Raw genomic sequence first — 14612 nt, forward strand, 5'->3', positions numbered from 1 at the left:
ATTAGGGTGCGGCTCTTATCAAAAGACGATAATCTGATAAAGGGTAGAAATCAGAGTGCTGTAATCATAAGCTTTGGAGACAATGACCAGAGGAAAAAGACAGGCTCGCTATTCTGAAAAAAGAGACAGTTGTGGGTGGGGATAGATGGAAGCATCGACGGTAAATGAAGGATTTTTCACAGAAGCACGCTCACTATTTGAAGAAATAGTAGCGTGGTTAGGCTCAGATGTGGTTTGCGGCCTAGAACATGAACAATTAGAGAAAAATCTCTTCGTTAACGGGAATGAACTCTTAAGACGCTTATTACAAGGTTATCTAGACCTACGTAGTAATGACGAGATAGAAGGAGATTGTCAAGGAGTAGATGCGGAAAAAAGAACCCATAAGCGCTTTCAAGAGCGAAAATTGACAACTCGATTTGGCACAGTCATAGTCCGTCGTATAGGTTATGGTCAAAGAAAGATAGTCAGCTTGAAACCATTGGACGCAGAACTGAACCTGCCCATAGAACAATACTCCTATGGGATTAGAGAAAGAGTAGCAACCGAAGTAGCATTGAATGGGTTTAATGAGACGGTAGAAGCCATAAAAAAAACAACAGCAGCACAAGTACCAAAACGTCAAGTCGAAGAATTAGCTCGTAGAAGTGCTAGCGATTTTGACTCATTCTATAAACATCGACAAGCAGATCCAAAGCAATGGAATCCATTAGAAAAAACTGGAGAAATAATCGTTATTAGCGCAGATGGAAAGGGCGTGATTCTACGCACAGAAGATTTGCGTCCTCAAACTCAAAAAAGAGCGCTCTTAAATCACAAGAAACTCGATAAAAGGTTAACTAAGGGAGAAAAACGTAACTCGAAACGGATGGCAACAGTAGCATCTGTCTATACAATTGCCCCATTTATCCGCACACCAGAACAAATTATTGACCCAGAAAAATCTTGTGTTGATAAACGTCCGAAGCCCGAAAATAAACGAGTTTGGGCTAGCTTAGTCAAAGAGCCAGAGTTAGTTATTAGTGATGCATTTGACGAAGCATTACATCGAGATCCAAACAAACAAAAACATTGGGTTGCCTTAGTTGATGGTAATAAAACACAACTGAACCTACTAAAAAAGTTTTCACGTCAACATCATATAAACCTGACTATTGTTCTTGATATTATCCATGTCATTGAGTATCTATGGAAAGCTGCATTTGTCTTTTATGACAATACTAGTAAGTCAGCAGAAAGTTGGGTAAGTCAACGTTTACTCTCTATCCTTCAAGGAAAATCGAGTCTGGTTGCTTCGCTTATGCGACGCAGTGCAACTTTACAACAATTATCATCCCAAGAACGTTTGAATGTTGATAAATGCGCTAATTATTTACTTAACAACAAGGCTTACCTCAAATACGACTGCTATTTAAACGCAGGTTATCCCATTGCCACAGGAGTCATTGAAGGTGCTTGCCGTCACTTGGTTAAAGACAGAATGGATATCACTGGCGCCAGGTGGAGCCTAACAGGTGCGGAAGCTGTTTTACGTCTTCGTTCCCTCCATATTAGTGGTGATTGGCATGAATATTGGCGCTTCCATTTACGGCAAGAATATGAGCGTAATCATCTGCCGTTGTATTTTGATGCTGTTCCTTTGATGAAGCGTGTCACTCAAGCTCGCTGCTCTATTACTCCACCATCACTCCCAATGCTTGTCTAACTTCATTCTTTCTCTTTTTAAAAGAGCCGCACCCAAACAATTAATGGCTTGATCGGTTAGCACCGTTGATGGATGGACGGTGCATTTGAGATATGAATTATGACTAAAATATTGACAGTGAGGACACTTGGCTTTGTGAGGCAATTTGAGGCTAAATAAATTCTGCTGCACCCGCTTAGGAATGAAGGCATAAATTAAAGTAGCGATCGCCGAAATAATCATAGCGCTGACTACTACCAGGAAACCCATATCTAGCACAGAAAGAGTTTCAACTCCCCGATGATCTAGAGGGCGTGAATTACCTGGCAGAGTTGTGATCGATTTTTCTTCCATGACTCCATTACGCTCCTATATTCTGTTATAAATAGGTTCAAAATGAAGATATTTAACATCACTGCTCTGTTCATCAGAATTTTTATTCATTGATATATCTCCAAATTGATAAGTGATACTTCAATCAGAATGGACGATAATATAATTCTCGCTCGCTTGTACAGATTGTTTACGATACCTGCGATCGCTGCTACTGCATTTACTGATTCAGCGAATATACTTGGTGTAAATGGGAAAGCGATCGCAAGACAGTAGATTTTATCGCTCGGTTGTCGCGTAGAACGTCCGCGCCTGTGCTAGTAATTGGTCTTCGCTCATGTGTTGTTCATTGACGACGACTGTACCGACAACTCGTTCTTGGATATCTGGATGATGTTCTTTGAGATCCGCCAGCAGATAATCCATCGCGCTGCTCGATCCGGTTGAACTGCCAAAGATCAGAATCTTCTTTGTGCCACTTAGCGATCGCGCTATTGCCTCGTAGAAAGGTTTGAGTTCCGGCTGGCGCTGACCGTTGGCATCGTCATCCACATTGTGCAGATGCCGATGAGAGCCGTCCGGGTCGTAAGGAACGATCCTTTCTGGTACTGAGCCGTGCAGTTCAGTTTTATAGATACGCGCCTCACGGTGATCGATAACGACCAGTAGGTGGACACCCTCGGCGATGATCGCCTGGGCGGGGAGAGTAGAGCGCTCAAGAAAGTGGCGAATCTGCATTAGTTCATGGATATCAGATAAATCTTTGTGCTTCGAGGGGTGAACTGTCAGCGTCTCACCATTCCGCGTAAATCTCAGAGTGCCGTTATGTTCCTGAGTCTCATCGGTCACTGCATTTAGCATCGATCGCACATCGTGCCACTGAAGGTTACGGGCTACTGGGTGCTGAAAAATAGCGTTGTAAGTGGTTTGATGAATCCGGGACATCTGCGTTTCCATTAATTTCTCCTTGGTCTTGTTAGACCAGTTATTGGATACACTCAATCTCTAAAATGGCAAATAGTTCATTAATTTATAAACCAATACACTTGGGTTAAGGGCTGCTGGCAACAATTTTGGGTTTTCTAAACGCGATAAATCGCCGTCTCTACAAGTGTTTTGTTGCTCATTCTGAACTGTATTCACTTATAAACAACTCTGCTCATTTACTACTCTGGGCGACTACCGTTTGAGTTAATGGATGAATTGATTGATTACAATACGAGCTTGGCAATTCGCTGTTGTTGTCCTCCTGAAAGTTGGTTAGAGCGGTTTGTTAAGCGATCGCCCAATCCAACCTTTCAGGCGCATGATGCTAAACGCGACGGTTTACCCAGTGTCCTGGCACCCATCGCCGATGACCGCGAGAGGTCGGTTGGTAATGTCCTGCCACCCAGACCCGGCGATAACGAACACGGCGTGTAGTATTGCGCCGAGTTTCTTCGCGCTGGTTTTGAGCCAATCGATCTGGTGCAACCCGGCCTGCCTCGACGACACCAGAACGAGTTGAATTCTGCCCATGATTAACATTGAACTCTGCGGCTGAGGCAGATTTTGCCAAGACTCCAAGGGGAAGAGCAAGCATCAGGATAGCGATTATGCGTTTCATTAGATGTTCCTTTTGATAAGTTGAGAGTAGCTACAATTAAAGCGGTTGAACTGGAATTTCCTGTCTGGTTGACACACTGACAAGTTCATTGCTGATACTCATCGATTAATTGCGCTCTTTTTCTGGAAGTTAGTCAATCAGGCAATGTTGTTGGACAAGATTTCAGATAACTCTCCTCGTTAACTACTCTGAGGGGCTATGGCTTGATTTCTTGAGTGAATTGATTTATTACGATATAAATCGTTACCAAATTCATTTTGACGGTTAGAGAGACACGATAAATCGCCGTCTCTACAGGGAATTTATCCATCAATTATTTATGTTTTCAAAGCTTGTGCTGCAAGCTGTTGGAGCTTTTATTTCTTTTTGTTTCTTGCCCGATCAAGCGTGCCAATTTGGTTCAGTCTCTTTCTTCCTGGTTGGGAGAATCATCGGGTGGTTGATCTCTTGCCATGCGTTGTTGCTCCTGCGATACCCATTCCCAAGCAATCAAACAACCAATGCTTAAACCTGCCAGCATCAGTGCCAATGTCCATGAGAACTGACTGGGAAATTGGAAATCGATCCAGATGCCTAGTGCCATTCCTAATAAAGTTGGTACGACGACTGACCAGCCGACCAAGCCAACAAAACCTAAGCCAAACAAAACGCCACCATGAGGTTTCGCTTGGCGAGCATAAAGTTTGCGGCGTGCTTGATTAGCGATCGCTTTGGCGTTAAGATGCGTTTGGGAGCGAGACTGACGAGAGGGTGGGATTTTCATGGATATTCACCTAACTCGATAAAGTGCCGAATTGTGTTGATCTCTAGGTTTTCTAAAACGGAACGTGCTGTTTTTTCGCGTTCATCGATTAAGTGAAACTCCTCCTCAACGGTTTTTCTCAATATTTCCAAATCGCCACCTGGAACTGCATTTTGGGTAGCAACTGTTACCTCATCCCCATGCTTGATCAAAATTCCTTGATCGATGGCGAGGAATTGTTCCTGTCCTTGGGGTGAGACGAAGGATAACAAACTTGGTATCAGCGTCGTCACAAAATCTATATGGCGGGGTAGCAAACAAAACATCCCATTCTCCGCTTCTGCAATCACTTTGATTGCGGCTGTTTCCATCAGGATTTTAGTTGGTAAGACAACTTTGAGTCGCATTTCTGAGGATGGCTCCGTCATGATTTTTTGCCCTCTTTTGGAGCTTTTACGACTTCATCAATTGAGCCGATCATGTAGAGCGATCGCTCTGGTGTATCAGCAAACTCATCATTGAGAATGCGTTCACATCCTTCTAGAGCATCATCTAATTCGACTAATTTCCCTGTCAAACCTGTAAACTGGGCGGTGGAAAAGAAGGGTTGAGTGAGAAAACGTTCTAAACGTCGTGCCTGGGATACCACTTGGCGATCGCCTGGCGATAATTCTTCTAAGCCCAACATGGCAATGATATCTTTTAGTTCCTCATAGGTACTGATGGTTTTGCGGACTGCTTGAGCGATCTGATAATGGCGATCGCCAACGATATGAGGCATCAGCATTTTGGAATTCGATTCCATCAAATCCACGGCGGGATAAAGCCCTTCACTCGCCCGTTTACGTGACAACACAATTGCGGCTGACAGATGGGAAAACACAGCGACAGCAGAGGGATCGGTGAAGTCATCCGCAGGTACATAAACCGCTTGAATGGAAGTAATTGCCCCTGCCGATGTATTGCAAATCCGCTCCTCTAGTTGAGCGAGTTCAGTGGCGAGGGTTGGTTCATAGCCCACCCGCGAAGGTATTATCCCCATCAGTCCCGATACTTCTGAACCTGCTTGGATAAAACGAAAGATATTATCGATTAAAAGCAATACATCTTTTTGGGAGCGATCGCGAAAATATTCTGCCATTGTTAGCGCCGCGTGTCCTACCCAAAATCTGACTCCCGGTGGTTCATTCATCTGTCCGAAGACTAAAACTGCATTTGGGAGAACCCCCGTTGCTGCCATTTCTTGATATAGATCAAGACCTTCTCGACAGCGTTCACCAATCCCACAAAATAAACTTACACCTTGGTGCTGCTTAACCATATTGTGGATCATTTCTGTAATTAGCACCGTTTTGCCAACACCTGCACCGCCAAGCAAACCTGTTTTACCGCCTCGTTCCAAAGGTGTGAGCAGATCGATGGCTTTGATCCCAGTTTTGAGAATTTCAGCTTTGGTAACTCGTTCTGACATCGCAATTGGCGTGGCATGAATTGATCGCCATTCGCCACCTGCGATCGCCTCTTTCTCATCGATTGCTTCGCCAAATAGGTTTAACATTCTCCCTAAAAGGCGATCGCCCACGGGAACTTGTAACGGTTGCTGAGTATCAATCACAATCTCACCGCGTGTCAAACCTGCGGTTGGGGCAAGTGCTACACCCCGCACCACCTGAGCGCCCAGATGTGAAACCACCGCGATGGAAAGATTACCTCCTTTCCCTGTTTGTAACTGGCTATTTATATATGGCAAGCGTTTGGGAAAATGGATATCGATGATGCTGCTCCGCACGGAGAGGATAGAACCAAGATTTTGCTCTTGGGAATGATTTGATTGGGAAGATGATTTAATATCTGATTCCATATAATTAATGGCTTAATTCAAAGGCGGAAATAATTTCTAGTAATTCATCTGTAATTGCAGTTTGGCGTTTTTGCTGAAATTGACTAGTAAATTCTGTCAGCCGCTCTTCAATGTTTTTCTCGGCAACTTGCATAGAAGCGAGACGGCTAGCATTTTCACCTGCGAGGGACTCACCAAAAGCCCGATACAGCAAAATAAAAAAATATTGTCGTAATAAAGACGCAACCAAAACATCGCTCGGCATTGTAAAAGTTGGTAGAGTCCGCGATCGCCATTCTTGGCTTTCGATATGTTGTAGCCATTGTCCATCAAGTGGTAATAGTTGCAGCTTATATGGCTCCCATAATGTATTGGAATGTAAGTGGTTGTAAAATAATGTAATTTGGCCAATTTGTTCGCGTTCTGCGCTTCGCAGCAGCGCTTCGCTATCGCGCCATCTGGCAATGTGCGGCAAGATTTCTTGAACCATTGATGTGATCCCAGCTAGCGAACCTGGCATGGCGAAAGTTTGCTCAATTCCATAGCCTGCGGTTTCTAAATGGGAAATCAATCTCGATCCGACGGCAAAAATCGCCAGATGTTCGGGTGAGAGCTTCAACTTCTCTAATTCAGCGATCGCATAGTGGCTAATCTGTTCGTTAAATTGACCACACATCCCTTGCTCAGAGCCAAAGATAATTACACCGCAACGACCAAGGTCACTCGAAAGGGATGGTGAGTAAGTATTAAAGCCATCGCCGTTATCATGTTGGAGGGAAGCATCATGTGTATGTGCTGCCTTCAATACTACGTGCAAACCCATTTCGATTGTCCGGTTATACTCAGCGAGGGAGGCAACCGCCTGTTGGTATTGGTGGATGTTTAAGGCTGCTAGTACTTTCATCATTTTCACCACGGCTTGCAGGTCTTGGGCAGTGTGGATTTGGCGTTGTAGAAGCTCAATGGATGACATGGCTACTCCTTCGCATCTTTGGGATCTGTTGTATCCTTTACAACTGTAGCGATCGCAGTTGTGGCAACCTTTAGTAAGGCATCGCGATCGGCATCCTTCAATACGGCTCCACTTTCGATTTGCAGGCAAAGATCGGCTAACTCCGTGGATATGGCTTGGGCGATCGCAAGCTCTGCAATCGCAATTTTAGTGATGGGGATAGAATCGAGCAAGCCTGCCGTCACCGAAAGCATTACAGCTATTTGCACAGCAGCCGGCATTGGCGCATATTGCTTTTGTTTGAGAATCTCACGTACCCGTCGCCCGCGTTCTAAAGTGAGGCGAGTCGATTCTTCTAAACGCGTACCAAAGCGAGAGAAAGCCTCTAGTTCTTCAAATTGAGAATAGGAAAGACGTAAATCTCCTGAAACAGTGCGATAAGCAGGAAGTTGAGTTTTACCACCCACCCGCGAAACCGATTTACCGATATCGATCGCAGGTAATACTCCCTTTTGAAAGAGGATTGGTGAAAGATAAATCTGTCCATCGGTAATCGAAATTAGATTAGTCGGGATATACGCAGCAATATTTTGTGCTTCTGTTTCAATAATTGGCAACGCAGTTAAGGAACCACCACCTCGTTTTGTGTTTAAATGTATAGAACGTTCGAGTAAGCGCGAGTGAATATAAAAAATATCCCCTGGATAGGCTTCGCGTCCAGGTGGGCGGCGCATTAACAGAGAAATTTCTCGATAGGTGCGGGCATGATTGGTGAGGTCATCGTAAACGATTAGTACATCGCGCCCTTGATCGGCAAAATATTCCGCCATCGCAGTAGCGGCATAAGGAGCGATATATTGTAACCCCGGTGGCTTTTCTGCTGCTGCCATGACGACGGTAGTGTAGGCAAACGCCTCATGCTCATTGAGGTCGGCAATTACCTTGGCAACAGCCGCACTACGCTGTCCGATCGCGCAATAGATACAGAGAATATTTTTGCCTTTTTGATTGATGATCGTATCGAGGGCAAGACCGCTTTTACCCGTTTGGCGATCGCCTAAAATCAATTCTCTCTGTCCCCGTCCAATGGGAATCAGGGCATCGATCGCTTTAATTCCAGTTTGCAAAGGCACATTCACGGGCGCACGATCCATAATACTAGGGGCATCGCGTTCGGCGGGACGGCGTTGTGAAGTTCGCACCACGCCTTTACCATCAAGGGGGCGACCAAGAGGATCGATCGCTCTTCCTAACAGCGCGTCACCCACAGGGACATCAAGTACTTTGCCAGTGCGCCGTACTTCCGTACCTGATTGGAGTTGCTCACTAGAATCAAGCAAAACTACGCCAACTTCTTCGGGATCGAGGTTAAACACTAACCCCAGACTACCGCCAGTAAAACAGACAATTTCCTCTGACTGCACATTCGGTAAACCGGCGATTTTGGCAATTCCTTGACCAATCGATTGCACAATGCCGATCTCTTGCGATCGCAATTTTGCTTCATGCCGATCGAGAACTTGAGTATACAGGGCAAAAGTATCTTGTAAAACTGTCTGTAAAGTTTCTTCGGTCTGTTGCATCATGCTTCCTCTGAGTAGGGACTGGGGACTGGTGACTGGGGACTGGGGACTGGTGACTGGTTATCTGGTTATCTGGTTATTAGGATGTAATCCCTAATCCCTAATCCCCAATCCCTAATCCCTAATCCCCAGTCCCCTTTACGCTTCTTCTGCAAAAACCGTAACCAAATTTTCGGTGATGCTATCTAAGTAAGTATCCATACTCCACGCTAGTTTGTAGCCTGTGCCGCGTAGTTCGATCCCACAAATCAGACTAGATTCAATTTCATAGATCGATTCGATTTTCCCTGAACCCACCGCCTGAAAGTAATCTTGCAAAACCGTAGCGATCGCTGTACAAATATCTGGTGGTAGGGTGAATGTACTAACCACCGTCAACGGAATGCTATCTTTTGTCGAATCGGTTAAAGTTGTCACCAGTTCGGCACGTTCTGTTTCGGTGAGATCGCGCAATTTCTGCAAAAACACCCTAGCAATCTGGGTTTCTAGTTCCGACTCTGCCAAGTCTGTCAACACCCGCCGCACCGTTGCTTGTAATTGCTGCATTGTGCGATCGCCTACTTCGTGCAAAAAAGAGTCTTTCTGACATTGCAAATTACTTTGCCATTGCGATCGCTCCTTCGCCACTGATTCTTGCATTTCCTTCAACAAGCGTTGGCGGGTTTCTTCCACTTCTGATTTTGCTTGAGTCAGCAATTCTGTCTTTTGGTCTGTGAATTGCTGTTGCATTTCCTGATAATGCTTAACCTCCTGTTCTGCTTCTTGTTTTTGTTCAGATGCCGACGACAAGCGATCGGAGATTGTCTTCTCGCGGCGTGCCATTGCCTTGGTAATCGGTTTATATAAAAAGCGTTGCAGCACAAATATCAAGACAAAAAAGTTGAGGATTTGCGCCCCGAAGGTAAACCAGTTAATCTCCACTCGATCAGGCTCCTGCTTTGGCGATCGCACCAATCACATAGTTCCAGAATGGATTAGCAAATAGGAGAATGAGCGCGATTACAAAGCAATAAATTGCCACGGATTCGATAAATGCTAATCCCACAAATAATGTGCGGGTAATTGTATTTGCTGCGTCGGGTTGTTGGGCGATGGAACTGAGTGCTTGAGCAACAGATTTACCTTCGCCAAGGGCTGGGCCGATGGAGCCGATGGCCATAGTCAATCCTGCCGTTAAGATTGACACAGTGCCAACAATTCCCAGTACAAGTGATAGCGATTCATTTTGAGCCATAGTCTTCATTACTCGCAGAACCAATATAAACAACTGCTAAAACCGCGAAAATATATGCCTGAATTAAGCCTGTCAACAATCCTAAAGCCTGCATAATGGCTGGAAAGAAGAATGGTGCGATCGATATTAAAATCGCCCCAATCATACCGTCACTCATCACATTCCCAAACAAACGCACTGCTAAAGCTAAAGTCCGTGAGAGTTCACTAATTATATAAAAGGGAAATAGGATGGGAATTGGCTCTATGTAGTGGTGGAGATATTTCCAGATTCCTGACTGACTGATACCAAAAACGGGAACGGAAAAAAATACACATATCGCCAGGGCCGCAGTGGTAGACAGTGAGGCAGTGGGCGGGTGATAACCAGGAACGATCGCTAATAAATTGGAAGTGGCAATAAAAATAAACAGGGTGCCGATAAAGGGCAAATAGCGATCGGGATTTTGTCCACTGGTTTGCTCAATTTGATCGCGTAAATTCACAACTAAGACTTCCAGCAGGTTTTGCCAGTGGGATAGCTGCGTGTCAGTGGATAGTTTGCGCGTTACCAACCAAGCACCAATGCCCAACAGTAGCACGATCATCCATGTAAATACCAAGGTGGCATTGATCGTCACAAATCCCCAATTCAAAAACACGATTTCATCTGGACTAATCTGCATTGAGTCTCCTTGACCTTGCCAATTTTGGATTTTAGATTAATCCTGTTAGAGGCTTTTCTTCAATCCAAAATTGATTGATCCGATAAGATATCACCGTTAATGTTTAATAATATGGCCAGTTTTTGTCAGATTTGTTGAAGTATTAAAATATGACGTTTTGAAATGTAGAACATGAGTCTCAATGATGCGATTCCTTACCCAAATAAACGCGCCTAAGCAAACGATCAAATGCCAAAGTGCGTTCTCTTGGGCGATCGCTAGTACAAAAGCAAATCCGGCGAGTGCGATCGCTAACCGCCCAAAAAAGCTGCCTAACGTTAATAGAATTGGGTTTTGGGTTGTAGATAATTTCTGCACCGTTGTCCACAAGCCACGAAAGTAGAGATTTCCCAGCAAAATTCCTAACAATAAAGTAACAGGTAAAAAGAAGAGGCTGTTCATATTAAATCTCCTCAGAGGCTGTTTGAAAAGTCATGCGCGGGTAAATTTTATGCCATGTTGGACAAGGTTTCACATAACTCTCCTTGTTAACTACTCTGAGGGGCTATGGCTTGATTTATTGATTGAATTGATTGATTACGATATAAATTGTTACCAAATTCAACGTGCGATTCGGCTATGGACGGGCTTGGATCTCTTTCCGCAATGCGGCAATTTCGGCTTGGAGTGCTTTAATAGATTTCTTGCTGGCAATTTCAGCGTCATCATCGTTTGCGTCTTGACCATACTACTTTGTGACATTTAGTTGTCAAAATGATGATTCTTTAGCAGAACGTGAAAACCCACTGAGTGAGTGGGTGACATATCTTTTATATCCGAAGGCGAAACAATGAGACGTAATAAGATGCGATCGCCAAGAGTCAATTTGTGATGTTACAGTCGCACATTCTAAGTTAGAATAAATGTATTCACAGCGACAACGCTACACGTTGCGAGGCAACCAATATGGATGCCAATGAAGTTTTAAGACGATATGCAGTCGGAGAAAGAAATTTTAGACAGGCAGACTGGAGAGGAATAAGTTTAGCTAAAGCAAATTTGAGTGGGGTAGATTTGAGTGGGGCACATTTGAACAACGCAGATTTGAGAAACTGTGATTTAAGTGATGCTAATTTAAACTGGGCTGGACTCAAAGGAGCCAATTTCAGTGGCGCTAATCTGAAAGGGGCAAAAATGCCTGATGGAAGAACGCACAACGATCGCTTAGAGTCTGCCAATTATTTTGCCTAATATCCCTGTGGATAGGTAGATTAAAAAATCGGCGTTGCTGATTGCGGTATGAAAACGATTGTGCTTTGTAGTCAAAATCCTTGTAGAGGCGTTGCATTGCAACGTCTCTAGATCCAAATTCATACCTCGATTCAGCAACGCCAAAATGTAATTTCGTTCTGGAGATTTTGCCAAATGTCATTTACTATACAGGCTGCACGCTCCATTTTTCCTGATACTCAAGTTGCTAATTCAGTTCCAACTACTGTTGAATCATTCAATCAACTTCAGGCTGAAGATCAGTTGGCTTTACTTTGGTTTGCCTATACCGAGATGGGAGTCACAATTACTCCTGCTGCTATGCAGGTAGTCAACATAGTTTTTGCAGAAAAAACCTTGACTCAAATCAAGCTGATGCCATCTAGAGAGCAAACGCAAGTTATGTGCGATCTGGTTAACCATACTGATACGGACATCTGCCGTACTTATTCGTCTTTCGGCACTAATGTCAAGTTAGGTTTCTGGTATCAGTTAAGCGAGTGGATGAAACAAGGAATCGTTGCTCCCATTCCCAAAGGTTATCAACTTTCTACAAAGGCATCAGATGTTCTCCAAGCTATCCGTCAAATGGAAGGGGGTCAGCAACTGAGCATATTACAGGATATTGTCGTCAACATGGGTTATCCGCCAACATCTAGTACTCAAACAGCCAAAGAACCTGTGGTTGCGCCTAAAGATATTGCACCACGAGTTAAGCTCAAAATTAAGGGCATCGACAACTTGACAGTCCTAAGCTACATGGAGAATATGAACGCTTTTGACTTCCAGTCGGCTGTGGCTTTATTTACTGAAGACGGTGCTTTGCAACCCCCTTTTCAAGAACCAATTGTTGGTCACGAGTCGATCCTCGCATATATGCGTGAAGAATGCTATGGACTCAAGCTAATTCCTGAGCAGGGGGTGTCTGAGCCAGCAGAGGCAGAGTTCACCCAAATTAAAGTAACGGGTAAAGTGCAAACTCCCTGGTCTGGTGAAAGTATTGGCATCAATTTAGCATGGCGATTCTTGCTTAATCCCCAAGACAAAATTTTCTTTGTGGCGATTGATTTGTTGGCATCTCCTCAAGAACTACTAAACCTGGGCATTATCAGGTAAAAGTATAGTTGCTGGGAAACTCTATCCCCTGTCCAAAAATCACGCCTACAAGGGACGTGATTTTTTATGGAAATTTAGCATTAACTCTAGCTATTTTTGCTCAACAAAAATACTATAAGCAATTAGGATTATGATACATAATTCTGAATTTATCATTGATGGTTGCAGCAGTTTCAACCTTGTTTCCTTCCAGTGGATGAAAGTTCGGCTGTTTAAGAGACTTCCAAAGAATAAATTATCCCAAAAAGAACAAGAGACAGTATTTATTCAAGAATAATGATATATGAGTAGAGGCATACGGATGTACGCTCATACTACAGCCAATTTATATGTTGTAAATATTTTTTAATGGGACTATACCATCCGAGAGATGAACGCCGAAAAGTTATTAGCTAAAGGTTAGAAGTTAAATATTTTATTAAAATTTGTACAACTTATACACTAATCAAACGCTTGCTTAAACATGATTTCTAATCTTAGAGTGTCATACTAACCTTTATCAACAAATTGACAAAGTTTAGTGAAATATATGCTTAATAAAGCTTTATTAACAAGTCCTCGCAAATTGAGTATATCTACCACAATCAGTCAATCGATGATGAGTAAGCATTTTTGCCCTAACTGTTCAGACATTTTACTCCGTCATGTGCGTTTGGGAAAACTTTACTGGCGCTGTAGTTACTGCTATGAGGAAATGCCCGTTTAGAAAACGGGGGTGGTACGCTAACGTGCCATCAGCACGACAACTGACCGCCCCCCAGCAAGATATTCTTGAGATGCAATTAAGGTTGCAGTTTTCAAATCGGAGAAATCTTGAGGAGATGGCAAAGCAGTATCTACAATTCGGTGCCAGCCTTCTCCACTACCCAAAAGTGGTAGTTCAAATGTCAACGGCTGCCAATAAGCATTGAGGATAATATATAGATGCTCATTAGATTTTGGGTGACGCAGCGTGAATGCCAGACTACGAGAATCATTCCCCCAATCAGGCTGCTCTAGTTTCGTCCCATACCAGACGATGTTTGGCCGATGAGAGCCATCGGTAACACTGAGAAGTTTTTCTTGCCGAAAGATTCTTAAGGATTGGATAAAGTGAATCAGTCCTCGGACAAATCGCAATAAATCTTGGTGTTTTTCGATACTGCTCCAGTCAAACCAACTCAGTTCATTGTCTTGGCAGTAACCATTGTTATTCCCCTTTTGCGATCGCCTAATTTCATCTCCCATGAGCAACATCGGCGTTCCTTGAGAACATAAAAGGATGGCGAAGAAGTTTTTGATTTGTCGCAAGCGCAGTATTTCGATTTCTGCATCGTCCGTAACTCCTTCTACGCCACAATTCCAACTATTGTTGTCGTTTGTTCCGTCACTGTTATTTTCCCCATTAGCTTCGTTGTACTTGTAGGAATGGCACTAAGAAAAGCTACAAACCTTGCTGCATAAGCATTACAAGTATTAATGCGTTAATAGCAGTGGGCGCTTGGCTGCGATCGCTATTTTTTGTAGAGGCTGTGAAATGGAAGCGATAACGGTGGAGGGTTGCCCAAAAAGTTTTTGAAGGTAGAAAAAGCTTACTCGTCTGTGAAATACTTTTTTTGAGACGAGCAAGC

The 14612-nt window shown here is 43.8% G+C and carries 18 protein-coding genes; 4 read left to right on the forward strand and 14 right to left on the reverse strand.

All coding sequences use genetic code 11. From position 1 onward, the window contains the following. The first annotated feature begins 145 nt into the window (after positions 1-145). Positions 146-1705: an ISKra4 family transposase gene (locus CDG79_RS34405; RefSeq protein WP_094346114.1), complete on the forward strand. Its 1560-nt coding sequence runs from the start codon at positions 146-148 to the stop codon at positions 1703-1705. Here CDG79_RS34405 and CDG79_RS34410 read toward each other — a convergent pair. Beyond that, positions 1685-2038: a hypothetical protein gene (locus CDG79_RS34410; RefSeq protein ID WP_094346115.1), complete on the reverse strand. Its 354-nt coding sequence runs from the start codon at positions 2036-2038 to the stop codon at positions 1685-1687. The two genes, CDG79_RS34405 and CDG79_RS34410, sit on opposite strands and share 21 nt — an antisense overlap. Positions 2039-2167: 129 nt before the next feature. On the opposite strand from CDG79_RS34410, the gene CDG79_RS45070 reads away from it, so the two are divergent. Then, on the forward strand, positions 2168-2293 hold the full coding sequence (locus tag CDG79_RS45070; protein ID WP_262985866.1) for a hypothetical protein: 126 nt from the start codon (positions 2168-2170) through the stop codon (positions 2291-2293). Positions 2294-2296: 3 nt separating this feature from the next. Here the strand turns inward: CDG79_RS45070 and CDG79_RS34415 are convergent, their stop codons facing one another. The 11 genes from CDG79_RS34415 to CDG79_RS34465 form a co-directional block, all read right to left on the reverse strand. Further along, positions 2297-2974: a hypothetical protein gene (locus tag CDG79_RS34415; RefSeq protein ID WP_094346116.1), complete on the reverse strand. Its 678-nt coding sequence runs from the start codon at positions 2972-2974 to the stop codon at positions 2297-2299. A gap of 355 nt (positions 2975-3329) precedes the next feature. Further along, positions 3330-3623: a hypothetical protein gene (locus CDG79_RS34420; RefSeq protein ID WP_094346117.1), complete on the reverse strand. Its 294-nt coding sequence runs from the start codon at positions 3621-3623 to the stop codon at positions 3330-3332. Positions 3624-4023: 400 nt separating this feature from the next. Then, on the reverse strand, positions 4024-4386 hold the full coding sequence (locus tag CDG79_RS34425; protein WP_094346118.1) for an AtpZ/AtpI family protein: 363 nt from the start codon (positions 4384-4386) through the stop codon (positions 4024-4026). Next, entirely contained in the window at positions 4383-4793 is a 411-nt protein-coding gene (locus CDG79_RS34430; RefSeq protein WP_223278512.1) for a F0F1 ATP synthase subunit epsilon, read from the reverse strand. The genes CDG79_RS34425 and CDG79_RS34430 overlap by 4 nt, the downstream gene beginning before the upstream one ends. Next, positions 4790-6226 carry a F0F1 ATP synthase subunit beta gene (gene atpD / locus CDG79_RS34435; RefSeq protein ID WP_094346119.1) on the reverse strand — a complete coding sequence of 479 codons (1437 nt, stop codon included), beginning with the start codon at positions 6224-6226 and terminating at the stop codon, positions 4790-4792. The genes CDG79_RS34430 and atpD overlap by 4 nt, the downstream gene beginning before the upstream one ends. 4 nt (positions 6227-6230) lie before the next feature. Beyond that, entirely contained in the window at positions 6231-7178 is a 948-nt protein-coding gene (locus CDG79_RS34440; RefSeq protein ID WP_094346120.1) for a F0F1 ATP synthase subunit gamma, read from the reverse strand. Positions 7179-7180: 2 nt separating this feature from the next. Next, positions 7181-8743, reverse strand: a complete 1563-nt coding sequence (locus CDG79_RS34445; RefSeq protein ID WP_317616639.1) for an alternate F1F0 ATPase, F1 subunit alpha — start codon at positions 8741-8743, stop codon at positions 7181-7183. Positions 8744-8878: 135 nt separating this feature from the next. Beyond that, positions 8879-9661, reverse strand: a complete 783-nt coding sequence (locus CDG79_RS34450; RefSeq protein WP_189525231.1) for a F0F1 ATP synthase subunit B family protein — start codon at positions 9659-9661, stop codon at positions 8879-8881. A 4-nt stretch (positions 9662-9665) separates the two neighbouring features. After that, positions 9666-9974, reverse strand: coding sequence for a F0F1 ATP synthase subunit C (locus CDG79_RS34455; protein ID WP_094346123.1), 309 nt, complete (start codon positions 9972-9974; stop codon positions 9666-9668). Continuing rightward, positions 9961-10638, reverse strand: a complete 678-nt coding sequence (locus tag CDG79_RS34460) for a F0F1 ATP synthase subunit A (protein ID WP_094346124.1) — start codon at positions 10636-10638, stop codon at positions 9961-9963. The genes CDG79_RS34455 and CDG79_RS34460 overlap by 14 nt, the downstream gene beginning before the upstream one ends. 96 nt (positions 10639-10734) lie before the next feature. Continuing rightward, positions 10735-11079: an ATP synthase subunit I gene (locus tag CDG79_RS34465; RefSeq protein WP_094346125.1), complete on the reverse strand. Its 345-nt coding sequence runs from the start codon at positions 11077-11079 to the stop codon at positions 10735-10737. Between the two features lie 504 nt (positions 11080-11583). Between CDG79_RS34465 and CDG79_RS34470 the strand changes: the two genes are divergently transcribed. Together CDG79_RS34470 and CDG79_RS34475 are read left to right on the forward strand one after the other, a co-directional pair. After that, the gene (locus CDG79_RS34470) at positions 11584-11868 is read left to right on the forward strand and encodes a pentapeptide repeat-containing protein (RefSeq protein ID WP_094346126.1); all 285 of its coding nucleotides are present in this window, start codon (positions 11584-11586) and stop codon (positions 11866-11868) included. A 174-nt stretch (positions 11869-12042) separates the two neighbouring features. Then, the gene (locus CDG79_RS34475; protein ID WP_094346127.1) at positions 12043-13002 is read left to right on the forward strand and encodes an orange carotenoid protein N-terminal domain-containing protein; all 960 of its coding nucleotides are present in this window, start codon (positions 12043-12045) and stop codon (positions 13000-13002) included. Positions 13003-13725: 723 nt separating this feature from the next. Here CDG79_RS34475 and CDG79_RS34480 read toward each other — a convergent pair. Both CDG79_RS34480 and CDG79_RS44370 read right to left on the reverse strand, forming a co-directional pair. Next, the gene (locus CDG79_RS34480; RefSeq protein WP_143855659.1) at positions 13726-14292 is read right to left on the reverse strand and encodes a hypothetical protein; all 567 of its coding nucleotides are present in this window, start codon (positions 14290-14292) and stop codon (positions 13726-13728) included. A 133-nt stretch (positions 14293-14425) separates the two neighbouring features. Further along, a partial coding sequence (locus CDG79_RS44370; RefSeq protein ID WP_223278472.1) for a hypothetical protein occupies positions 14426-14612 on the reverse strand: 187 nt, incomplete at its 5' end.

Origin of the sequence: Nostoc sp. 'Peltigera membranacea cyanobiont' 232, from assembly GCF_002245985.1 — a bacterium.
In the GTDB taxonomy this organism is placed as follows: Bacteria; Cyanobacteriota; Cyanobacteriia; order Cyanobacteriales; family Nostocaceae; genus Nostoc.